We start from the raw sequence: 23,085 nt of genomic DNA on the forward strand, positions 1-23,085 counted from the left end.
GTTATTTTACAGATCCAAATCTTCTATCTCTATTTTGATAATCATATATGGCCTTATGAAGATGCTCTTTTTTAAAATCAGGCCATTTTATATCTGAATACCAAAATTCTGAATAAGCGCATTGCCATAATAAAAAATTACTTATTCTTTTTTCGCCGCTAGGTCTTATTATTAAATCTGGATCTGCCATTCCCTTTGTATAAAGATAATTAGAAATAAGTTCTTCATTTATTTCCTCTTCTTTTATCTTTCCTGCTGTTATATCTTCATATATATATTTTACTGCCCTTATTATCTCATCTCTACCACCATAATTTAAGGCTAAATTTAGCACTAACCCTGTGTTATTTTTAGTTTCTTCATAGGCTTTCTCTAATTCCTTTATGCACATCTCTGGTAATTTTTCCATATCGCCTATTGCATTAACTATTACATTGTTTTCATTAAGCTCCTTGACTTCCTTTCTTAAATATTGAACTAATAAAGTCATAAGAGCGCTAACCTCATCTTTTGGTCTTTTCCAGTTTTCTGTAGAAAAAGCATATAAGGTTAAGTACTTAACACCTAATTTATCGCATTCTTTAACTATTTCTCTTATAGTCTCGACACCGGCTTTGTGTCCCATAGTTCTAGGCAAACTTCTTTCCTTTGCCCATCTTCCGTTTCCATCCATTATGATAGCAATATGTTTTGGTATATTGTTCATATCTAAATTCATATCTGTACTAGCTTTTTTGTTACTTGAAAAAAAGTTTTTCATAAAGTTCCCCCCAACATATTTACTTCTAAATTATTAAAAAACCTGCTGATAAGCAGGTTATAATGTTTATATAGATAGTATTTCCTTTTCTTTTACACTTATTATAGAATCTACTTCTTTTATATATTTATCTGTTTTCTTTTGAATATCATCTTCTGCTTTTTTAATATCATCTTCTGAAACATCATCTTTTTTTAGATTCTTAACGTCATCATTACAATCTCTTCTTATAGATCTTATAGCTACTTTTGCTTCTTCTCCAGTTTTTTTCACAGTTTTAACTATGTTTTTTCTTGTTTCTTCTGTTAATTCTGGTATAACAAGTCTTATTACAGTACCATCATTAGAAGGATTTAAACCTAAATCTGATTTTAATATAGCTTTCTCTATAGCTGATAAAGCACTTTTATCCCAAGGTTGTATTAAAAGAACCCTTGCTTCTGGTACAGATATATTTCCTAATTGATTTAGTGGAGTCATAGAACCATAATATTCTGCTTCTATTCTATCAAGCATAGCTGGATTAGCTCTACCAGCCTTCATTGAAGCTAATTCTCTTTTTAAAGCTACAATAGTTTTCCCCATCTTTTCATCTGCTTTTTTTAATATTTCTTTTATCACTTAAATAACCTCCCCTTATTTTGAATTTGAAACTAGAGTACCTATTTCTTCTCCAGTTACAGCTTTTATTATATTACAAGGTTCATCTAATCCAAAAACTAATATAGGAATATCATTATCCATACATAAAGAAGTAGCTGTAGAATCCATCACTTGTAATCCTTGTTCTAATACTTCTATATAAGATAATTTATTATATTTTTTAGCATCATCATACTTATGAGGATCTTTATCATAAACCCCATCTACTTTTTTAGCAAGTAATATAACATCTGCTTCTATTTCTGCCGCTCTTAATGCTGCTGCTGTATCAGTTGAAAAATATGGATTACCTGTTCCAGATGCAAATATTACCACTCTTTCTTTTTCCAAATGTCTCATAGCTCTTCTTCTTATAAATGGTTCTGCAATTTCTTTCATTTCTATAGCAGTTTGAACTCTAGTATTAACTCCAAGTTGTTCTAATGAATCTTGAAGGGCTAAAGCATTTATACAAGTAGCCAACATTCCCATATAATCTGCTGTGGTTCTATCCATATCTGAACCACTTCTGCCTCTCCAAATATTTCCTCCACCAACTACTGCGCCTACTTCTATTCCCATGTCAACTAATTTTTTTATTTGTTCTGATATTTCCTTAGTAAAATCAAAATCAAATCCAAAACCTTTTTCCCCTGACAAAGCTTCTCCTGATAGCTTTAACATAACGCGCTTATACTTTGGTTCATTCATCTATATTATACCTCCAAATTATTTTAAATTAAATATATTATGTATTATAACTTCAATTCTAGGTTAAAAGAAATTTAATATTTCTATAAAGCACAACAGGAATTTTATAGAAATCATTTCCTTATGCATAGCATTTGTATAAAATTCTATTTAACTTTATTTATCATATTATATCATATAAAATTATACCATCGCTACCTTCTACAATGTTTCCAGTAGTTATTACTCTTTATAAGTTCTTCTATAAGATTATAACAAGTAAATATTTATCAATAATAAAGCTTTTTATAATTTTAAAAATGCTTTGATTTTCTACGTTTCTTATAGGATTTATCATTAACTTATTTTTCAAAAAAAGAGAACACTCAGTGTTCTCTTTTTTAATTATTTACCTTGGTTCATTTGTCTTTGAACTTCTTCAGCAAAGTCTTCTTCTTTCTTTTCTATACCTTCGCCTTTTTCGTATCTTACGAAAGCTTCTACAGTTATATCTGCACCGATTTCTTTTGATTGTTCTTGTAAGTATTTAGTTATAGTGTAATCTCCGTTTTTAACCCAAAGTTGTTCAACTAAACAGTTTTCTTTATAGTATTTGTTGATTCTTCCCATAACCATCTTTTCAACAACTTTTTCTGGTTTTCCTTCGTTTAAAGCTTGAACTCTGTATATTTCTTTTTCTTTTTCTAAAGTGTCCATATCAACACCATCTCTATTTAAGAATAATGGATTTGTAGCTGCAACTTGCATTGCTACGTCTTTAGCTATCTCAGCTAATTTTGCATCTTCTTTTTCACAAGCTAATTTTACAAGAACACCGATTCTTCCACCACCATGGATATAGCTTGTTATAACACCTTTATCTACTGAAAGTTTAGCTATTCTTCTTAAGTTCATGTTTTCACCTAATTTAGCTATTAATTCAGTTATTACATCTTTAACTAATTTGCTTTCATCTGCTATATATTTTTCTTCTAATAATTCTTCTGCAGTTGAAACATTTGAAAAAGCTGCTTGTTTTGATAAATTGTTTGCTAACTCTACAAATAATTCGTTTACTGAAACGAAATCTGTTTCACAGTTGAATTCTACTATTGATCCATTTTTCATGTCTTCAGATATGTATGTGCTTACAATACCTTCTGCAGCTACTCTTCCTGATTTTTTAGCAGCGGCTGCTAACCCTTTTTCTCTTAATACTTCTACAGCCTTTTCTAAATCTCCATCACATTCAGTTAAAGCTTTTTTACAATCCATCATTCCTGCGCCAGTTTTTTCTCTTAGATCTTTTACCATTTTAGCACTGATCATTATATATTCCTCCTATTTTAACTAATTTAAAAGGTAAATGAGAGATTAGTCTCACCTACCTTATATTTTTCATTTATAATAGCTAAATTATTCTGCTAATTGTTCACCTTGTCTTCCTTCAAGAACAGCATCAGCCATTTTTGCTGCTATTAATCTTACAGCTCTTATAGCATCATCATTTCCTGGAATTACGAAATCTACTTCGTCTGGATCACAGTTTGTATCTACTATAGCTACAACTGGAATTCCAAGTCTTTTAGCTTCTAATATAGCATTCTTTTCTTTTCTTGGATCAACAACGAACATAGCTCCTACATTATCTGCATCTAACTTTCTTATTCCACCTAAGTTCTTTTCTAGTTTTTCTCTTTCATTTTTTAATTTTATAACTTCTTTTTTAGGAAGAACTTCAAATGTTCCATCTTCTTCCATCTTATCTAATTCTTCTAATTTGTTTATTCTAGCTGTTATAGTTGTAAAGTTTGTTAACATTCCACCTAACCATCTATTGTTAACAAAGTGCATTTCTGATCTTTTAGCTTCCTCTTCTATAGCTTCTTGAGCTTGTTTCTTAGTTCCTACAAATAATACATCTTTTCCTTCTTCTGCAACTGATCTTAAGAAGTTATAAGCCTCTTCTACTTTTTTAACTGTTTTTTGTAAATCGATAATGTAAATTCCATTTCTTTCTGTAAATATGTATGGAGCCATTTTAGGGTTCCATCTTCTTGTTTGATGTCCAAAATGAACACCTGCTTCTAATAATTGTTTCATTGATATAACTGACATAAATTTACCTCCTTGGTTTTTCCTCCATTACCCTTATATTTATAAACTACCCCTTAAGGCACCATTTATAAAATTAGATAATGTGTGTATTTTCTCCTTAGGTAGTATATCACACCCTACTATGTTATTCAATAATAATTTCAAAAAAATTTTGGTATATTTTTATCCAACAATTACCTACCTAAGAATTCTTTCATAATTATACTAAAAAATAAAGAAGTCCTAAGACTTCTTTACTATTTTATCTTCTTTAATTCTTCTAAAAGCTTGTCATTTAATATTCTAATATGAGTACCTTTCATACCTAGGGATCTTGATTCGATTACCCCTGCACTTTCAAATTTTCTTAATGCATTTACTATAACAGATCTTGTTATTCCAACTTTATCTGCTATTTTAGATGCTACTAATAATCCTTCTGTACCATCTAACTCATTAAATATATGTTCTACAGCTTCTAATTCTGAATAAGATAATGTTCCTATAGCTAATTGAACCACAGCTTTTTTTCTTGCTTCTTCTTCTATTTGATCCTGTTTTGATCTTAATATTTCAAGACCAATTATTGTAGCACTATATTCTGCTAACACTAAGTCTTCATCAGTAAATTCTTTATCAAATCTAGCTAATAGTAATGTACCTAATCTTTCTCTGTTTCCATTTATAGGAACTATTGTTGATAATTTATTATTTATTGAACAATCCTTTAAATTATCAAATACACATTTATCATGGTTAGGTGAATTTGATAAAGTTTCATTTACATTTAACAATTTATTATTGTAGAAGTCTGGGAATCTATTTTCTTTTAAAACAACTTCCCTTACTTCATCACATTCAAATCCTGAATAAAATTTAGATCCCAATATCTTTCCTTTTCTACTAATTATATATACGTTGCACTCTAAAACATCACTTAATAAATCACATATATCTTCGAAATCTACTGGTTCTGTACCTGATTTTTGCAATATTCTATTCAACATTCTTGTTTTATCTAGTAATGAACTCATGGGTTTTCCTCCTTATATTACCTCTTTTACTTTAATTTATATATTGATTCCTGCTGCCTTTTTATATTATGTCTCTAAAAATTTTGACTATTAAAAATATTTAGAATTGTTGCCTGTCCTTATCTATAATAACATAAGGGTTTCTTTATTTCAACATTTAAGATATATAAATAACAATTATTTATATAAATTAATTATTAATACATTACTCTTTATTATTTAAATATTTTCTATGCTTACATTCTGAATTAGCACATTCATAGTATTCACCTTTAGCTTTACTTTGTTTTTTTACCATGTAGCTTCCACATTCTTCACACTTTTCTTTTACAGGTTCTGACCAACTTACAAAATCACAGTCTGGATAATTACTGCATCCATAAAACTTTCTACCTTTTCTACTTTTCTTTATTAAAACTTTTCCATCTCCACATTTAGGACACTTAACATCTATTTCCTCTACTATAGGTTTAGTATTTTTACAATCCGGATATCCTGGACATGCTAAGAAATCTCCATATCTTCCATGTTTTATAACCATATTTCTTCCACATTTTTCACATATTACATCTGTTACTTTATCTTCAATGGTTACTTTTGCTATTTCTTTTTCTGCTATTTCTATGGATTTTTTTAATGGCTGAAAGAAATCATCTACTACCTCTCTCCATGATTTTTTTCCTTCCTCTATATAATCTAGCTTATTTTCCATATCCGCTGTAAATTCTAGATCCACTATTTGTTTAAAATATTCACTTACTATGTTATTTACTATGTCTCCTAGTTCTGTAGGTTTTAATGTTTTTTTCTCTCTTTCTACATATTTTCTATCTAATATAGTAGATATAATAGGAGCATAAGTACTTGGCCTTCCTATACCATTTTCTTCTAAAGTTTTTACTAAAGAAGCTTCTGAATACCTAGCTGGTGGTTGGGTAAAATGCTGACTTTTATTTATAGATTTTTCTTTTAGTATTTCATTTTCTTCTAATTGAGGTATCTTTATACTATCCTTTTCTTCTTCTGTAGAATATTCATATACCTTCATGAAACCATCAAAAGCTATTAAGGATCCACTAGCTCTTAATCCATATTTGCCATTTTCTATACTTATAGATGTTGAATCTAGAATACAAGAAGCCATTTGGCTTGCTACAAACCTTTTCCATATTAATTCGTATAGTTTATATTGTTGAGGTGTTAAGCTTTCCTTAGCCAGTGTAGGAGTTATTCCAATATTAGTTGGTCTTATAGCTTCATGGGCATCCTGTATATTTTTCTTTCCTTTAAAAACTCTTGGAGTTTTTGGTATATATTCCTCTCCAAAATTACTTTTGATATGCTCTAAAGTTGATTTTTGAGCTTCTTCTGATATTCTTATAGAATCCGTTCTCATGTAAGTTATAAGACCTACTGCACCGAAGCCCTTAATATCTATACCTTCATATAGTTGTTGAGCTATAGACATAGTCTTTTTAGTAGGAAAATTTAATTTCTTATAAGAATCCTGTTGAAGAGTACTTGTAGTAAAAGGTGGTAAAGGATTTTTATTTTTCTTTGTCTTCTTTATTTTTTTTACAATAAATTCACCTTTTTTTAAGTCTTGTATTACTTCAATAGCTTCCTCTTCATTAGTTATCTCTATTTTTTTTCCTGATTTAGTAGTTAACTTTATTATGAAAGGCTTTTTATTTTTTTCCTTATGTACCTCACATTCTATAGTCCAATACTCTTTTGGTATAAATTCTTCAATTTCTCTTTCTCTATCGCATATCATTCTTAAAGCCACAGATTGAACTCTACCTGCACTTAATCCCCATTTAATCTTGCTCCATAGTATAGGGCTTATTTTATATCCTACTAATCTATCCAAAACTCTTCTTGCTTGCTGAGCGTCTACTACATTTTCATTTATTTTTCTCGGAGATTTTATTGCTTTCTTTATAGAAGTTTTAGTTATCTCATTAAATTCTATTCTGCATTCCTCGTTCTCATCTATTTTTAAAACATGAGCTAAATGCCAAGAAATAGCTTCTCCCTCTCTATCCGGGTCCGTTGCTAAATATACTTTAGAGCTTTTTTTAGCTTCTTTTCTAAGCTTATCTAAAAGTTCACCTTTTCCTCTTATTGTTATATACTTAGGATCATAATTGTTTTCTATATCAACACCTAACTGACTTTTAGGTAAATCTCTTACATGTCCCATTGATGCCTCAACTACATAGTTCTTTCCTAAATATTTCTTTATGGTTTTAGCTTTTGCTGGTGATTCTACTATTACTAAATTTTGTCCCATTTTTTGTCCCATTCTATTTCTCTGGTAAAACTAATAACCAGAGTCACACCCCCTTACCTGATATACTAAATTTAAAATTACACCCTTTTTATGGTGCTACTATTTTTATTAAACCTTAGTGAGAATTATACATTAACTTAATGTTATATCAAGTGATTCTTAGATTCAGGTGGAGTTTCTTTAAAATAATTACTTTTCTCCATCTGAACATAAAAAAAACTTATCCAGGTACTTAGCAGTGCTTAGCTCCCACTTTCATAAAAACAAATACCTCAAATCTTAAGTAGCGAACCCAAATCTATGATTTAGAATGAATCGCTTACTCAAAGTGCTGATTTGTAATGAGTCGTCTCCATAGACTGCTGTTTTGGTGATGCCCTCTCAAAAAGTCTATAGGAATATTATCAATGGTAGCACTTGGATAAACAGGTTTTTATAATATTTATATATACCTACAAACACTTTTATGTGTAATATATAAACTCTATATTTTTATATTATACTCTACCCATTAGGATTTAACATAATAGTTGCCAGCCAAACAAATTATTTCTTTTTTTAGCTGCAATTCAAATAATACCTCATATAAATGTTTTATGTCAATATCCATTAATTTTAATAAGTCATCTATATGTTTAGGTTCATGGCTTAATACATTGTAAACTTTTCCCTGCAAGCTGTCCTTTAAAGCCACCTTGTTATCCTTATTATTATTTATTTTTATTTTTTCTATACCCATATAATTTAAAATATCTTCTACAGTTGTAAATACATAGGCGCCTTCTTTTATAATTTTATTTGTACCTATGCTTTCCCTGGAAAATATAGAACCTGGAACTGCTACTACATCCTTTCCTTGTTCTAAAGCTATTTCTGTAGTTATTAATGATCCACTCTTTTCTCCCGCTTCTACAACTATTACTATATCACTTACTCCACTAATTATTCTATTTCGCCTAGGGAAATTATAGGATAAAGGTGGTGTTCCTGGTAAGAATTCAGATATTACACATCCATCATCACTTATAATATCATATATTTTTTTATTTTGCTTTGGGTATACAACATCAATACCACTACCTAAAATTGCTGTAGTAAAACCTTTATTCTCTATACAATATAAATGAGCATAATAGTCTATACCTTTAGCCATTCCACTAACTACCATTATGTTATTATCAGCCAAAGTTTCACTTATAATTTTGCTTACCTTCATACCATAGGTAGAACACTTTCTAGAACCTACGATAGCGGCACTTTTAAGATTATTTAACCTTTCTATATTCCCTTTATAAAACAACACAGCTGGTGCATCTTCATAGTTTCTTAATTTGGATGGATATTCTTTTTCCATATAGTTTATTATTTTGATATTGTCTTGTAATATCTTATTTTTCATATTTTTTATTTTTTCTTTATTCCAGGCCATTTTAAAATTGTTTATTACTTTAACTATGTTTTTATTTATATTTTCTTCATATTTAAAATTTTGTACATAATCAAATATATTGGATACAGACTTAAATTCCTGTAATAATTTTGTTTTTATATTATTTGAAACCTTGGCACTAGCATACCATAAATTTAACTCTATCATTCTTATCACCTTTTTATAATTTTATCTTTAAATTGTGGTCAAATATTATTTTTTTATTCACTTTTACCATATAAAAAAATAAATATTGGAAAATACTTATATATTTAAATAAATAGTCAATAATTTATATAATATAAAGATATATTTTTATAAATTATATATGAAATAAAATATATATTAAATTATGAGGTGATTTTTTTGACTAGTAAAGTTATTACAGCTACCTTAAATGGAGCTTGCTGTAATTTAATATCTGTAGAAGTAGATATAAGTCATGGTCTTCCTGCCTTTAATATAGTAGGTCTTGCAGATACCTCCGTTAAAGAATCCAAAGAAAGGGTAAAATCCGCAATAACAAACTCAGGTTATGAGTTTCCTATAAGCAAAATAACAGTAAATCTGTCCCCTGCTGATATAAGAAAAGAAGGTTCTTCCTTTGATTTACCTATAGCTCTTGCTATATTAGCTGCTACGGAGCAAATCAATGATGAATCCTTAAAGAGTTATATAATTTTAGGGGAACTTTCACTATTTGGAGAGATAAATAAAATAAGGGGTGCTCTTCCTATAGCCTTAGAAGCTTTAGAAAACAATTATTTTAACTTTATAGTTCCTATAAGTAATGCTAATGAATGTGCTATGCTAGATAAAATAAATGTTTATCCCTTTTCCAATTTAAAAGAAGTTATTCATTTTATTTGTTACAAAGATTTACTTCCACATAAAATTGATACAAACAACATAGCTTCTAATACAGTAAAAGAAAAAGATTTCTCTGAAATAACTGGTCAAGAAAGCTCAAAAAGAGCTTTAGAAATAGCTGCAGCAGGCTCTCATAATGTAATAATGTCCGGTCCTCCTGGTTGCGGTAAAACTATGCTAGCTGAAAGATTCCCTTCTATAATTCCTGAATTAAATTATGAAGAATCTTTAGAAGTAACTAAAATATATAGTATAGCTGGTAAATTAGATAAAAATGGTTCATTAATAACCAAAAGACCTTTTAGAAATCCCCATAGTACTTCCTCTCAGGCAGCCTTAACTGGAGGTGGAATACATTTAATTCCTGGGGAAATTTCTTTAGCTCACAACGGTATTTTGTTTTTAGATGAAATATTAGAATTTAAAAAGGCAGTATTAGAAGCTTTAAGGCAACCTTTAGAAGATAAAAAAATAACTATAAGTAGATTTAATGGTACCGCTACTTATAACTCAAATTTTATATTACTAGGAACTTTAAATCCCTGTCCTTGTGGCTTCTTAGGTTCTGAAAAACCTTGCAGCTGCAGCGATTATGAAATTAAAAGGTACTTAAATAAACTTTCTGGGCCACTTTTAGATAGAATTGATATTTTTACCTTTGTTCCTTCTTTATCCTATACTGAAATTAGGAATAATAAAAATTCAGAATCCTCTGATGCTATAAAAGAAAGAGTAAATATAGCACGAAAAATACAAGAGAAGAGGTTTCTTAATGAAGGGATTTATACTAATTCCCAAATGAAAAGAATCCATTTAAAAAAATACTGTAATTTAAATATAGGAGCTTCCAATATATTAGAGAAAATATATGATAGGTTTAATTTAAGTGTTAGATCCTATGGCCGTATACTTAAAGTTGCTCGAACCATAGCTGACTTAAATAGTAATGGCAAAATTCAAAAGGAAGATATAATAGAAGCTCTACAATATAGAAAATTTATAAATAATGATATAGTATAACGAAAGGTGATATTTATGCACTACTGTAATAAAGATATTGGTTCTTTTGGTGAAACTATAGCTGCTGACTATATTAAAAATTGTGGATATATTATATTAGAAAAAAATTTCAGGTGTAAATTAGGTGAAATAGATATAATAGCTAAAGATAAAAGTTTTATTGTCTTTATAGAGGTTAAAACTAGATATGGTTCTATTTATGGTAGTCCTAGTGAAGCTATAACTTTTAAAAAGCAAAATAAAATTTACAAAACAGCCCAATTATACATAATAAAAAAAGCTATACATAATAAATTTTATTTTAGATTTGATGTAATAGAAGTAATCTTAAACACCCTCAATAGTAATTACTCTATAAAACTTATAAAAAATGCTTTTCAAATATAATCAAATAAGTACTTGTATATTTAAATGGAAACACAAAATATGGTGTCTCAAAATAAAATATATTTAATTTTAACACCACAAATATAAAAAATACACTTAATAAACCAATTCATATGTTTGTTAAATGTATTTTTTATATTTACCACATTAAAGTTAAATCTATTTTCAGATATCATCTTTTATTTATTCAATTTATGTTATATTTATTTAAATACAAAAATAATATAAATCACTTTATAAATAAGTTTTTTATTTAATTATAATATATTTGTTAAAAAACTCATTCTATGTATTTTAGAAGTTCCATATTTTTTTATTGCTTGTATATGTTCTTCTGTGCCATAACCTGCATTATGGTTAAAACCATACATACTTAACTCTTTAGAATATTCTTTCATCATATTATCTCTATATACCTTAGCTATAATGGATGCAGATGCTATACTAACACTTTTACTATCACCTTTTATTATAAATTCATTTCTTATGTTCAAATTTTTAACTGCATATCCATCAGATAAAACTAAATCAGGTTTTACATTCAGACCTTCTACTGCTCTTTTAAGTACTTCATTATTACTCCAAGCTATACCTCTTTCATCTATTGTTCTATTATCTACTAAGGCTATATTGTAGCTTATAGCTTTTTCTCTTATTATTATATCTAATTCTTCTCTCTTTTTTTCTGAAAGCTTTTTAGAATCCTTTATATTAAGTATCCTATGCATTTCCTCTACATTTAAATCTAAAACCACCGCAGCGGCCACAATAGGACCTGCTAAAGGCCCCCTGCCAACTTCGTCCACTCCTGCTATTAAATAACTATTGCCATATCTTCTATCGAAATTATACATAGTATTTATTCTTTTTAATTCTTCTTCATACTTATTTAAAAATTTTTCAAGAGACTCACCTAACTTTATAACATTTTTTCGAGAATCTTTATTTAATTTTTCTATTATGTCCATAATTTCTTGTTTTTGAGAAAATGTAAATTCTTTTTTAATTTTATCTGCAAATTCCTTTATTTCATTATATCGTATATTTTCTAAATTATTTATATTCATAACTATACCCCTATACTAATTTACCTTCTAGTATTTATTTTTTATTTAATATATATACTTATAAAAATGGATACATTGCTCTAATGTATCCTTCAATTATATGATATTATTACTCCTTAAGAGAACTTTCCTGTTCCTCTATTTCTATATTATCATTTATAATATCCTCTGGATCTTCTAAAGAAATAGCGCCTAATTTCCCAGCTCTAAATTCATCTAAAAGAATTACAGATATTCTATTATAGTCTATTTCTCCCTTAGAAATTAAAGCCCCTCTTTTTCTACCTATATTATCTAAGTTGTCTAAAGGATTTTCCTCTAATGCTTCTAATTTATATCTTTTCATCAATCTTTCTGGATATTTATCCTGAAGCCTTTCTACCAATCTTAAAGCTAAGGTTTCTATATCCATAATTTCATCTTTAATAGCTCCTGTAAAGGCTAAATTTAATTGTACAATTTCGCTATCTAGTTTTGGCCATAAAACTCCTGGAGTATCCATAAGTTCTATATCCATCTTAGTTTTTATCCATTGTTTGCTCTTTGTAACTCCTGGTCTATCTCCTACTTTAGCTATAGAGTTCTTAGCCATTTTATTTATAAAAGATGACTTTCCTACATTAGGTATACCTACTACCATAGCTCTATCTACTATTTTAACTAAACCTTTATTTTTCATTCTTTCATGTTTTTCTTTTAATAATTCATTTAATGTAGGTTTTATCTTATTTAATCCCTCTCCTGTTACAGAATTTACTGCTAAAACTTTTATATTATCCTGTGATAAGGAATTTATCCATTTTTTAGTTACCTTATCCTCGGCTAAATCCTTTTTATTTAAAAGAATTATTCTCGGCTTATTACCACATATATCTTCTATCTCTGGATTTTTACTAGAGCTTACTATTCTAGCATCTCTTATCTCTATTATGGCATCTACCATTTTTAAACTTTCTTTTATTTGTCTACGAGTCTTTGCCATATGACCTGGAAACCAATTTATATTCATCTTTATATCCTCCTTCTATTTTTTATCTAACGTTTATTAGCCCTAATACTTTCTCTTACTATGAAAATAGCTGTAACAAAATTAGTATTCTATACAAATTACTTAGTGCAAATTTTCACTTTGTATAAGTAATTAACTCTAACTTATAAATTGTTGACTTTTTCTAATTAAGGGTTATCCTATGTTAATATTTTTTAATATCTGCTTTCCTAAAATGAAAGATACGATATATTACATCCTTAAATAATGAATTTTCAACTTAAACTATAGAATTAAAAATTCACCTAAAGTTAAAAATTTTATTTATTCGTAGAGTACAAACTACCAAATTTGTTAAAAGGATATATTCTTATAGCTGCTCTTCCTACCACTAATTTATAATTTACAAAACCAACATCCGGGAATCTACTATCCCTACTATGATTTCTGTTATCTCCCATAACAAATACTGAATTTTCTGGAACTTTCACTTCATTAAAGTCTTCCATATAATTTTCCAGTATATAACTTTCTTCCTTAGCTTTACCATTTACATACACTTTATTATCATGTATACTCACTGTGTCTCCTGGAACAGCTATAACTCTTTTTATAAACTTTTCTCTAGTATCTGATGGATATTTAATTACAACTATATCTCCATCTTTAGGTTTTCTAAAATAATAACTTACCTTTTCTACTATAAGTCTATCTCTATTATTTAATGTTGGATCCATAGAATGTCCTTCTACACTTACGGTTTCAAATACAAAAGTTATAATTAAAAAAGCTGCTATTACAGCTACTATTATAGATTTTACAATTTCCATTAATTCTTTTAACATAAAATCCACCCCTCTTATATGAAAAAAAGGGACTTATGCTAAAGCCCCTTATGTTTCATTATATTCTTTCTTTAACTTTTGCTGCCTTACCTACTCTATCTCTTAAGTAGTATAGTTTAGCTCTTCTTACTTTACCTCTTCTTACAACTTGGATCTTCTCAATTAATGGTGAGTTAACTGGAAAAGTTTTTTCAACTGCTACATTGTAAGCAACTCTTCTTACTGTGAAAGTTTCTCTTGCTCCACCATTTTGTCTTTTTAAAACTGTTCCTTCAAATACTTGAACTCTTTCTCTAGTTCCTTCTTTGATTTTTTGGTGAACTTTTACAGTGTCTCCTACATTGAATTCTGGTAAATCACTTCTTACTTGTTCTGCTTCTATAGCTTTTATAACTTCTAACATTGTGCATTCCCTCCTTTAATTTTTTGACGTTCTTGCTTAAATTATGTAATACAATGTATATAAGCAGAGGACCGCCCGTACTAGCACAAAATTCATTTTACCATAGTAAAAATTTTTATTCAATATTTTTTACAACTAAAAAATATTTTTCCTATAATTTTTTATTAAAATCTTTTAATATTTTTTTATCTTCCTCTGTTAATCTATATTTTTTTAATAAATCTGGTCTTACTTTCTTAGTAATCATAAGGGATTTAGCTTTTCGCCATTTTTTTATATTTTCATGGTGACCAGATAAAAGCACATCTGGCACAGCTTTTCCCTCATATATAGGCGGTCTTGTATATTGAGGATATTCTAAAAGACCATTATAAAAAGATTCGTCTTCATAACTTTCACTACTTTTAAGTACTCCATCTACTAATCTACATATAGAATCTACTATAGGAATACAAGCCATTTCTCCTCCTGTTAAAACAAAATCACCTAAAGATATTTCCATATCTATATACTCATAGACTCTTTCATCTATACCCTCATAATGACCACATAAAAATATTAATTCTTCCTCTTTTGCCAGTTCTTTAGCTAAATTTTGATTAAAAGTTTTCCCTTTAGGTCCTAAAAATATAACCTTACCTTTATTTTCTGTTTTTACCATTTTTATAGAATCTACTATAGGTTGTACTGACATTACCATGCCTGCTCCCCCTCCATAAGGGTAATCATCTACTTTTTTATGTTTATTTATTGTATAATCTCTTATATTTACAGTGTTTATTTTTAAAATTTCCTTTTCCATAGCTCTTCCTATTATACTGTGATTAAATATAGAGAACATTTCAGGAAATAGTGTTAGCACATCTATTCGCATTGCCATATCTCCAAAGGTTTTATAGTTACAGTTTTGTTTTCTATATCTATATTTGTAACTATATCTTTTATGGCCGGTACTAATACCTCAATCTTTCCTTTTACCTCATACACATCATTGCTACCAGTTTTTATTACATCTGATATTTGTCCTATTTCTCTACCCTCTTCATCTATAACCCTGCATTCCATTAAATCTGCTATAAAATAACTTCCCTTTGGAAGCTTTACAGAATTTTCTCTTTTAATTTCTAAAAGCTTTTTCCTATATTTATTAGCCTCTTCTATAGAATCTATGCCATCTATTTTTAAAACCACATTATTAGGTTGAAGTTTACAGGATACTATTTTTCTTTCCTCTCCATCTATAAATACTTCTTTTAATTTTTTAAATCTTTTCATATCATCAGTTAAAGGATATACTTTTACTTCTCCCTTTATACCATGAGTATTTATTATTTCTCCTACCGCTAGAAACTCTTTCATATATCTTCTCTCCTCTAACCATTATATATTATAATTATTCCCATTTTCCTTTTATAAATTCAACAGTATGAAAATATATTATATATTAAAAAAGAGTTAGGTGCACCTAACTCTTCTAAATTATCTCAACAACAACTCTTTTGTTTTCTTTTATAGCTGCTGCCTTGACAACAGTTCTAATAGCTTTTGCTATTCTTCCCTGTTTTCCTATTACTTTTCCCATATCTTCAGGTGCAACTTTTAGTTCAAGAATTACGGATTGTTCTCCTAAAATTTCATTCACTTGAACTTGATCTGGGCTATCAACTAATGCTTTCGCTATAGTTTCAACTAAAGCCTTCATTTGAATACACCCCCAGTTAACTATTTAACAGAAATACCTGCTTTTTCGATTAATTTTTTAACTGTATCAGTTGGTTGCGCACCATTTTTCATCCATTTTTGAACTTTTTCTTCATCTAATTTTATAGTTGAAGGTTCAGTTATTGGGTTATAGTATCCTATTTCTTCTACGAATCTACCATCTCTTGGTGATCTAGAATCAGCAACAACTACTCTGTAAAATGGAGCTTTTTTAGCACCCATTCTTTTTAATCTGATTTTTACTGCCATGTTTTTCACCTCCTTTAAAAATCTATTTATTTAAAATGGTAATTTACCAAATAAACCTTTTTTAAATCCCTTTTCCATACCTTTCATTTGCTTCATCATTTTTTTAGAAGCCTGAAAGTCTTTAAGAAGCTTATTTACATGCTGAACATTTGTCCCTGACCCCTTTGCTATCCTTCTTTTTCTAGAAGGTGAGGAAGATATTAATGAAGGATTTCTTCTCTCTTTTATAGTCATTGAACTAATTATAGCTTCTGTTTTTTTCATTTCTTTTTCACTAGAACTTAAATCTATATTTTTTAATTCTTTGGAATTCATTCCTGGAATCATTTCTAATAGCTTGTTAATAGGACCTAATTTTTTCATTTGTTGCATGGATTCTAGGAAATCCTCAAAGTTAAATTCTTGATTTAACATTCTTTCTCCAATTTCTTTAGCCTTATCCTCATCTATAGATTGTTGTGCTTTTTCAATTAAAGAAAGTACATCTCCCATGCCAAGTATTCTTGAAGCCATTCTATCTGGGTAAAATACTTCTAAATCATTCATCTTTTCCCCTAAACCTACAAATTTTATAGGTTTACCTGTCATAGATTTAATAGAAAGGGCAGCTCCACCTCTTGTATCCCCATCTAATTTTGTAAGTATTACACCACTTATATCTAGTTTATCATTAAAATTATTAGCTACATTTACAGCATCTTGCCCAGTCATAGCATCTACCACTAATAGTATTTCAGTTGGATTCACTTCTTCTTTTATATTATGAAGCTCATCCATAAGTTCTTCGTCTATGTGAAGTCTTCCTGCTGTATCTATTATAACCACATTGTTTTTGTTATTTTTAGCATGTTCTATAGCGGCTTTAGATATGTCTACAGGACTTAATTTATCTCCCATAGTAAAAACCGGAATATCAATTTGTTTACCAACTACTTGAAGTTGCTTTATAGCTGCTGGTCTATATACGTCACAAGCTACAAGTAAAGGTCTTTTATTTCTCTTTCTAAGGTGAAGAGCAAGTTTTCCCGCCATAGTAGTTTTTCCTGCCCCTTGAAGACCTACAAGCATTATAACTGTTAGTCCTGAAGTGGAAGAATTTAAAGTACTTTCTGTACTTCCCATAAGCTCTGTTAACTCTTCATTTACTATCTTTATAACCTGTTGACCAGGTGTTAAACTTCCAAGCACTTCGTTACCCATGCATTTTTCAGTAACACTTTTTATAAAGTTTTTAACAACTTTATAGTTAACGTCTGCTTCTAATAATGCAAGTTTAACTTCTCTCATGGCTTCTTTTATATCTTTTTCTGAAAGCTTACCTTTACCTCTAAGCTTTTTTAAAGCATCCTGAAGTTTAGAAGCTAATCCATCAAATGCCATTATAATCCACTCCTAAATATTATCAATTATATATTTTTTTATATGATCAATTTCTTTTATATTTTCTTTTGTTACTTTATTTAACATATTTAATAGTTTTTCTTTAGAATTTTCTAAATTTATAAACCTTTCCATCATATGAAGTTTTTCTTCATACTGAAGAAGGGTTTTATGGCATCTCTTTACTATGTCATGAACCGCTTGCCTACTTGTGTTAGTTAGTTCTGATATTTCTTTTAATGAATAATCATTGTTATAGTATAAGTCCATAATTTTGTTTTGCTTTTCTGTAAGTAAACTACCATAAAAATCTAGTAGTAAGGACATTTCCACTATTTCTTCCATAAAATATCACAGATTTTAATCTAACTCCCTTGCTAATTATTAAAAACTATTATTTTTTCATCAACGAAATATATAATATCAAAATATTAAAAAGCTGTCAAGTATTTTTACTTAACAGCCATAATATTTTTTATTTTCATATTATATTTTTTAATTGATAAGCAATATTTTCTTTATAGTTAACACATATTATTGTGATGAAATTCTAATTTCTAAATGTTTTATCCGATAACTCCCCGCTCTAACGCTCCCATCTTCTTCAAAGTGGGAGTAGAGAGCGGCTACGTCCCTGGATAACGATTTCTAAGCTCCCTCTGAAGCCAAGAACTCTGTTTATTGTTAAAATAATGCTTCTACAAACTCCTCAGGATTAAATTCCTGTAGATCATCTATTCCTTCTCCAACTCCTATAAGCTTTACTGGTATATCTAGTTGGTCTTTTATAGATATTACTACCCCACCTTTCGCTGTTCCATCTAGCTTAGTAAGTATTATACCATCTATAGGACAAGCTGACATGAATTCTTTTGCTTGTATAACAGCGTTTTGCCCTGTGGTGGCATCTAAAACTAATAAAGTTTCTTTGGATGCATCCCCATATTCTCTTTCTAAAATTTTATTTATTTTTGAAAGTTCATTCATCAAATTCTTTTTGTTATGTAATCTTCCTGCAGTATCACATATTAATACATCTGCTTTTCTTGATTTGGCTGCCTGAACTGCATCAAAAACTACCGCTCCTGGATCTGATCCTTCCTGATGTTTTATTATATCTACTTTAGCTCTACTGCTCCATACCTCTAATTGATCTATAGCCGCTGCTCTAAAAGTATCCGCTGCAGCCATTATAACCTTATAGCCCTGATCTTTTAGCTTTGCTGAAACTTTTCCTATGGAGGTGGTTTTTCCTACACCATTAACTCCAATTACGAGCATAACTTTTGGAGTAGTGTCTGGGGTTATAGAACCTTTTTCTTCTCCTAGTATTTCCAATATTACCCTTTTAAGACAAGGCTTTATTTCCGCTGGATCTTTTATTTTTTCTTCCTTTACTCTTTCTCTTAGCCTATCTATAATTTTTATGGAAGTATCTACACCTATATCAGCAGTAACAAGTATTTCTTCTAACTCTTCATATAAATCTTCATCTATAGTTACGGCTAAATTTAATACACTACTTATCTTATCTGTAAAGCCATCCTTAGTTTTTGTTAATCCTTCTTTTAATTTGTCAAAAAATTTTCCAAACATACTATCGCCCCTTCTAAATGCTTATTATTTATAAAGTCGCTGCTACCTCATCTTTTGATGTTAAATCTACAGATATAATCTTTGAAACACCCTTTTCTTCCATAGTAACCCCATATAGTGCATCACAAGCTTCCATAGTACCCTTTCTATGAGTTATAACTATAAATTGACTGTTTTCTGAAAATTCCTTTAAAAAGTCTGCATATCTAGTTACATTAGCATCATCTAATGCGGCTTCAATTTCATCTAATATACAAAAAGGTGTAGGTTTCATTTTTAAAATAGCAAATAACAATGCTATAGCGGATAATCCCTTTTCTCCACCAGACATAAGATTTATATTTTGAAGTTTTTTACCTGGTGGCTGAACATTTATTTCTATATTAGCTGTAAGTTCATCTCCATTAGATAGTATTAAATCTGCACTACCACCTTTAAATAACTCTATAAATGTTTCATTAAAGTTTTTTCTTAATTTATTAAAATTTTCACTAAATACAGTTCTCATTTTGTTAGTCATTTCTTCAATAACATTCAAAAGTTCTTCTTTTGACTTTACTAAATCTTCCTTTTGATTACTCATAAATGTTATTTTTTCATTTAATTCTTTATATTCCTCTATAGATCCTACATTTACTGTACCTAAATTGGATATTTCTATTTTTAAATTTTGTACATACTCCTTATATTTTATAACATTTATATCTTCTTTTTTATAACTAAGTGCTTCTGCATAAGTTAAAGAAAATTCCTCATTTAATTTGTTATATAAATTCTCTCTTTCTGTTATGTACCTAGTTTTTTGTATATCTTGTTTATGAACTTCATCTTCTTTTTTACTTAAAATTAATAATAAATTTTCTTCCTTATTTTTATTTTTTTCTAATTCTTCCTTTAGTTTTATTCTTTCTACTTCATACTTTTTAAATTTTTCTTCTAAACTTTCTAAATAAGTCTTTATATCTTTTATATTATCTTCATTTTCTTTTATATTATTTTCAAATTTTTCTATATTTGTTCTATCCTCATGGTTACCTTTATTTATATTTTTATTTTCATTATTTAAGTTTGTAATATTAGTATCCATAGAATAGAATTCTTTTTTTATACTAACTAACATTTCGTCTAATTTAGCTTTTTCTATTTTATACTCTATTAATTTATCTTTTATATTTTTTACATTTTCTTCTTCATTTTCAAGAAAATCTTCGCATTCCTTTATATCATTATGATTTAAATCTTTTCTTAATTTAAGTTCTTCTAATTGTTTTTGTGATGCATTTATATTCTCTTCAATGTCTTGTATTTTATCCTTTGTTAACTTAATTTCTTCTCTTGATATATTTAAAGAACTTCTAAGTCTTTCTGTATCTTCCTTTATAGCATTTAATTTTCCCGTAAATTTAGTTATTTCTATATTATTGTAGTAAATTTCATCCTTTATATTTAAATTTTCTTCATCTAAAGTTTTTATTTTATTTTTATTTTCTAATATATTACTTATAAATTCCTCTATGGTATTCTTTGTTTCTTCTAATTCTTTCTTAGTCTCCTCTATCTCCCTTTTTCGGCTTATTATACTGCTTCCTGCCCTATGTTTTATACTACCACCGGTTAGTGAGCCTCCTGGATTTATAACTTCACCCTCCAATGTTACTATTTTAAAGGAGTAATTTAATTTTTTAGCAATTTTAAGGGCGCTGTCCATATCCTTTGCCACTAGGGTTCTACCTAAAACATAATCTATTATATTAGAAAATTTCGCATCATAATTTATAAGCTCACTGGCTATACCTAAAAATCCATCTTCTCTTGTAACATTATTTATTTTAGCTTTTCTCCCCTGTATTGTAGTTAAAGGTAAAAAGGTAGCTCTTCCTAAACTTCTTTTCTTTAAATAGTTTATTAATATCTTAGCTTTGTTTTCATCCTCTGTTATAACATTAGATATAGCTCCACCTAAGGCTATCTCCATGGCTGTTTCAAACTCTTTCTTTACTTTTATTATATCCCCTAAAACTTCACAGCCTCCATTAATGTTATCTATTTTGCCCTGACTTACATGCTCCATCAAGGTTTTTACACTTCTATTATATCCTTCATAGTGCTTTTCTAAATTTGAAAGCATATGATAATTCGCTTCTAATCTACTGTAGGCTGCATTTTTCTCCTTTAATTTTTTTTCTTTATTATTAAGGGATATTTTTAAAGAGCCTATATTTTTACTGTTTTCTTTTAAATTATTTTCTAATGAAAGTATATTTTCTTTTATATTTTTTATTTCTTTTTCTATATCTTCCTTAGTTTTTATATTTATATTTATAGAGCTTATATAACTATCACAGGAATTTTTTATATTATCCAATTTATTTTTCAAATTTACTATTTCATTTTCCATTACAGATATTTCATTTCTAAGGTTAGCCGTATTACTTAGTATTTCTATCTCTTCAGATTTTAGCATCTTTAGTTTATCTTCTTTTTCCTTTAGTTCTTTATTAAAATTATTTATGTTATCTTCTTTTTTATCTATCTCTTCTCTTAAATAAATTTCTTCTTCTTTTAATTTATTTAATTTTTTTTCTAAGTCTTCCTTTTCTTTTAAATAATTTTGTAATCTTTCTTCATTAGTTTTTAAAGTATTTTCTTTTACTTTTATATTATCTTTTAGATTTTTTATTTTTTCTTTTAATAGAATATTTTCATTCTCTATATCCTTATTTTTATCTTTATTATAATAATATTCTTCTTTATTTTTACCATTATTTGTGTCTAGAAGTTCTAATTTTTCATTAAACTTTAAAATTATTTCTTTGTACTGTGATTTTTCATTTTTTAAGTTATCTATATTTTCACTTAAAGAAAGCATATTGTTATTTATATTTTCTAGGTCTTTTTCTATCTTATCTATAGAATATATCATAATATTGACTTCTTTATGCTTTAATTCCTCTGATAAATTTAAAAACTTTTTAGCTTTTTCACTTTCTTCTTTAAGTGGTTCTATTCTTTCTTCATAAGTATTTAATATATCTTTTATTCTTATAAGATTTTGTTCTGTATTAGAAAGTTTTTTATCTGCCTCTTCTTTTCTCCATTTAAATTTAACTATACCTGCTGCTTCCTCTAAAAGACTTCTTCTCTCCTCTGGCTTTCCACTTAAAACTGCCTCTATTTTCCCTTGTCCTATTATAGAATAGCCTTCTTTACCTATACCTGTATCCATAAATAACTCTTGTATATCTTTAAGCCTACATTGAGTATTATTTATATAATACTCACTTTCACCAGATCTATATAAGCGTCTAGTTATGGTTACTTCTGTATATTCTATGGGTAAGTCTTTATCACTGTTATCTAATATCAGTGAAACTTGACAAAGTCCTACTGGTTTTCTATATTGTGTACCAGCAAATATAACATCCTCCATTTTACTTCCCCTTAAGGATTTTACACTTTGTTCTCCCAACACCCATTTTACTGCGTCAGATATATTACTTTTCCCGCTCCCATTAGGACCTACTATTGCTGTGACTCCTTGTTTAAACATTAATTCAGTTTTATCTGCAAAAGATTTAAAACCTCTTATTTCAATTGATTTTAAAAACAT

Annotated in this window: 22 protein-coding genes; 2 read left to right on the forward strand and 20 right to left on the reverse strand. The window is 28.4% G+C overall.

Going from position 1 to position 23,085, the window contains the following annotated elements:
- Position 1 precedes the first annotated feature (1 nt).
- The 8 genes from ACYUDJ_RS11620 to dprA all read right to left on the reverse strand — a co-directional run bounded on the left by ACYUDJ_RS11620 (position 2) and on the right by dprA (position 9,116).
- On the reverse strand, positions 2-760 hold the full coding sequence (locus ACYUDJ_RS11620) for an isoprenyl transferase (protein WP_003484867.1): 759 nt from the start codon (positions 758-760) through the stop codon (positions 2-4).
- Positions 761-826: 66 nt separating this feature from the next.
- Positions 827-1,381: a ribosome recycling factor gene (gene frr, locus ACYUDJ_RS11625; protein WP_003484864.1), complete on the reverse strand. Its 555-nt coding sequence runs from the start codon at positions 1,379-1,381 to the stop codon at positions 827-829.
- Between the two features lie 15 nt (positions 1,382-1,396).
- Complete coding sequence (gene pyrH, locus ACYUDJ_RS11630) at positions 1,397-2,113, reverse strand: UMP kinase (protein ID WP_003484863.1); 717 nt, start codon at positions 2,111-2,113, stop codon at positions 1,397-1,399.
- 384 nt (positions 2,114-2,497) lie between these two features.
- A complete protein-coding gene (tsf, locus tag ACYUDJ_RS11635) occupies positions 2,498-3,421 on the reverse strand; it encodes a translation elongation factor Ts (RefSeq protein WP_003484862.1) in 924 nt (307 codons plus the stop codon).
- Between the two features lie 87 nt (positions 3,422-3,508).
- Positions 3,509-4,210, reverse strand: a complete 702-nt coding sequence (gene rpsB, locus ACYUDJ_RS11640) for a 30S ribosomal protein S2 (protein WP_003484846.1) — start codon at positions 4,208-4,210, stop codon at positions 3,509-3,511.
- 236 nt (positions 4,211-4,446) lie between these two features.
- Positions 4,447-5,223, reverse strand: a complete 777-nt coding sequence (gene codY, locus ACYUDJ_RS11645) for a GTP-sensing pleiotropic transcriptional regulator CodY (protein ID WP_003484839.1) — start codon at positions 5,221-5,223, stop codon at positions 4,447-4,449.
- A 205-nt stretch (positions 5,224-5,428) separates the two neighbouring features.
- Positions 5,429-7,519 (reverse strand): type I DNA topoisomerase, encoded by a 2,091-nt coding sequence (topA, locus tag ACYUDJ_RS11650; RefSeq protein WP_042385490.1) that lies wholly within the window; start codon positions 7,517-7,519, stop codon positions 5,429-5,431.
- Positions 7,520-8,030: 511 nt separating this feature from the next.
- Positions 8,031-9,116: a DNA-processing protein DprA gene (dprA, locus tag ACYUDJ_RS11655; RefSeq protein ID WP_003484837.1), complete on the reverse strand. Its 1,086-nt coding sequence runs from the start codon at positions 9,114-9,116 to the stop codon at positions 8,031-8,033.
- 198 nt (positions 9,117-9,314) lie between these two features.
- On the opposite strand from dprA, the gene ACYUDJ_RS11660 reads away from it, so the two are divergent.
- The gene (locus ACYUDJ_RS11660; RefSeq protein ID WP_042384705.1) at positions 9,315-10,838 is read left to right on the forward strand and encodes a YifB family Mg chelatase-like AAA ATPase; all 1,524 of its coding nucleotides are present in this window, start codon (positions 9,315-9,317) and stop codon (positions 10,836-10,838) included.
- A gap of 15 nt (positions 10,839-10,853) precedes the next feature.
- Positions 10,854-11,225: a YraN family protein gene (locus tag ACYUDJ_RS11665; protein WP_003484835.1), complete on the forward strand. Its 372-nt coding sequence runs from the start codon at positions 10,854-10,856 to the stop codon at positions 11,223-11,225.
- Between the two features lie 257 nt (positions 11,226-11,482).
- Here the strand turns inward: ACYUDJ_RS11665 and ACYUDJ_RS11670 are convergent, their stop codons facing one another.
- The 12 genes from ACYUDJ_RS11670 to smc form a co-directional block, all read right to left on the reverse strand.
- Complete coding sequence (locus ACYUDJ_RS11670; protein WP_003484834.1) at positions 11,483-12,292, reverse strand: ribonuclease HII; 810 nt, start codon at positions 12,290-12,292, stop codon at positions 11,483-11,485.
- 109 nt (positions 12,293-12,401) lie between these two features.
- A complete protein-coding gene (ylqF, locus tag ACYUDJ_RS11675) occupies positions 12,402-13,301 on the reverse strand; it encodes a ribosome biogenesis GTPase YlqF (protein WP_003484832.1) in 900 nt (299 codons plus the stop codon).
- Between the two features lie 299 nt (positions 13,302-13,600).
- On the reverse strand, positions 13,601-14,125 hold the full coding sequence (lepB, locus tag ACYUDJ_RS11680; protein ID WP_003484830.1) for a signal peptidase I: 525 nt from the start codon (positions 14,123-14,125) through the stop codon (positions 13,601-13,603).
- A 58-nt stretch (positions 14,126-14,183) separates the two neighbouring features.
- On the reverse strand, positions 14,184-14,528 hold the full coding sequence (rplS, locus tag ACYUDJ_RS11685) for a 50S ribosomal protein L19 (RefSeq protein ID WP_003484829.1): 345 nt from the start codon (positions 14,526-14,528) through the stop codon (positions 14,184-14,186).
- A gap of 151 nt (positions 14,529-14,679) precedes the next feature.
- A complete protein-coding gene (gene trmD, locus ACYUDJ_RS11690) occupies positions 14,680-15,402 on the reverse strand; it encodes a tRNA (guanosine(37)-N1)-methyltransferase TrmD (protein WP_080333545.1) in 723 nt (240 codons plus the stop codon).
- Positions 15,393-15,887 (reverse strand): ribosome maturation factor RimM, encoded by a 495-nt coding sequence (gene rimM, locus ACYUDJ_RS11695; RefSeq protein WP_003484826.1) that lies wholly within the window; start codon positions 15,885-15,887, stop codon positions 15,393-15,395. The genes trmD and rimM overlap by 10 nt, the downstream gene beginning before the upstream one ends.
- Before the next feature lie 115 nt (positions 15,888-16,002).
- Positions 16,003-16,230 (reverse strand): KH domain-containing protein, encoded by a 228-nt coding sequence (locus tag ACYUDJ_RS11700; protein WP_003362589.1) that lies wholly within the window; start codon positions 16,228-16,230, stop codon positions 16,003-16,005.
- Positions 16,231-16,250: 20 nt separating this feature from the next.
- Positions 16,251-16,499, reverse strand: coding sequence for a 30S ribosomal protein S16 (gene rpsP / locus ACYUDJ_RS11705; RefSeq protein ID WP_003484824.1), 249 nt, complete (start codon positions 16,497-16,499; stop codon positions 16,251-16,253).
- Positions 16,500-16,529: 30 nt separating this feature from the next.
- The gene (gene ffh, locus ACYUDJ_RS11710; protein ID WP_003484821.1) at positions 16,530-17,879 is read right to left on the reverse strand and encodes a signal recognition particle protein; all 1,350 of its coding nucleotides are present in this window, start codon (positions 17,877-17,879) and stop codon (positions 16,530-16,532) included.
- A gap of 12 nt (positions 17,880-17,891) precedes the next feature.
- The gene (locus ACYUDJ_RS11715) at positions 17,892-18,224 is read right to left on the reverse strand and encodes a putative DNA-binding protein (RefSeq protein ID WP_003484818.1); all 333 of its coding nucleotides are present in this window, start codon (positions 18,222-18,224) and stop codon (positions 17,892-17,894) included.
- 339 nt (positions 18,225-18,563) lie between these two features.
- On the reverse strand, positions 18,564-19,475 hold the full coding sequence (gene ftsY, locus ACYUDJ_RS11720; protein ID WP_003484816.1) for a signal recognition particle-docking protein FtsY: 912 nt from the start codon (positions 19,473-19,475) through the stop codon (positions 18,564-18,566).
- A gap of 28 nt (positions 19,476-19,503) precedes the next feature.
- On the reverse strand, positions 19,504-23,085 hold the full coding sequence (smc, locus tag ACYUDJ_RS11725; RefSeq protein WP_003484815.1) for a chromosome segregation protein SMC: 3,582 nt from the start codon (positions 23,083-23,085) through the stop codon (positions 19,504-19,506).

This window comes from Clostridium sp. CTA-6 (assembly GCF_054768115.1).

Coding starts and splice junctions, on each gene's coding strand:
- ACYUDJ_RS11620 (WP_003484867.1), bottom strand. CDS start 760: ATGAAAAACTTTTTTTCAAGTAACAAAAAAGCTAGTACAGATATGAAT.
- pyrH (WP_003484863.1), bottom strand. CDS start 2,113: ATGAATGAACCAAAGTATAAGCGCGTTATGTTAAAGCTATCAGGAGAA.
- tsf (WP_003484862.1), bottom strand. CDS start 3,421: ATGATCAGTGCTAAAATGGTAAAAGATCTAAGAGAAAAAACTGGCGCA.
- rpsB (WP_003484846.1), bottom strand. CDS start 4,210: ATGTCAGTTATATCAATGAAACAATTATTAGAAGCAGGTGTTCATTTT.
- codY (WP_003484839.1), bottom strand. CDS start 5,223: ATGAGTTCATTACTAGATAAAACAAGAATGTTGAATAGAATATTGCAA.
- topA (WP_042385490.1), bottom strand. CDS start 7,519: ATGGGACAAAATTTAGTAATAGTAGAATCACCAGCAAAAGCTAAAACC.
- dprA (WP_003484837.1), bottom strand. CDS start 9,116: ATGATAGAGTTAAATTTATGGTATGCTAGTGCCAAGGTTTCAAATAAT.
- ACYUDJ_RS11665 (WP_003484835.1), top strand. CDS start 10,854: ATGCACTACTGTAATAAAGATATTGGTTCTTTTGGTGAAACTATAGCT.
- ACYUDJ_RS11670 (WP_003484834.1), bottom strand. CDS start 12,292: ATGAATATAAATAATTTAGAAAATATACGATATAATGAAATAAAGGAA.
- ylqF (WP_003484832.1), bottom strand. CDS start 13,301: ATGAATATAAATTGGTTTCCAGGTCATATGGCAAAGACTCGTAGACAA.
- lepB (WP_003484830.1), bottom strand. CDS start 14,125: ATGTTAAAAGAATTAATGGAAATTGTAAAATCTATAATAGTAGCTGTA.
- rplS (WP_003484829.1), bottom strand. CDS start 14,528: ATGTTAGAAGTTATAAAAGCTATAGAAGCAGAACAAGTAAGAAGTGAT.
- trmD (WP_080333545.1), bottom strand. CDS start 15,402: ATGCGAATAGATGTGCTAACACTATTTCCTGAAATGTTCTCTATATTT.
- rimM (WP_003484826.1), bottom strand. CDS start 15,887: ATGAAAGAGTTTCTAGCGGTAGGAGAAATAATAAATACTCATGGTATA.
- ACYUDJ_RS11700 (WP_003362589.1), bottom strand. CDS start 16,230: ATGAAGGCTTTAGTTGAAACTATAGCGAAAGCATTAGTTGATAGCCCA.
- rpsP (WP_003484824.1), bottom strand. CDS start 16,499: ATGGCAGTAAAAATCAGATTAAAAAGAATGGGTGCTAAAAAAGCTCCA.
- ffh (WP_003484821.1), bottom strand. CDS start 17,879: ATGGCATTTGATGGATTAGCTTCTAAACTTCAGGATGCTTTAAAAAAG.
- ACYUDJ_RS11715 (WP_003484818.1), bottom strand. CDS start 18,224: ATGGAAGAAATAGTGGAAATGTCCTTACTACTAGATTTTTATGGTAGT.
- ftsY (WP_003484816.1), bottom strand. CDS start 19,475: ATGTTTGGAAAATTTTTTGACAAATTAAAAGAAGGATTAACAAAAACT.
- smc (WP_003484815.1), bottom strand. CDS start 23,085: ATGTTTTTAAAATCAATTGAAATAAGAGGTTTTAAATCTTTTGCAGAT.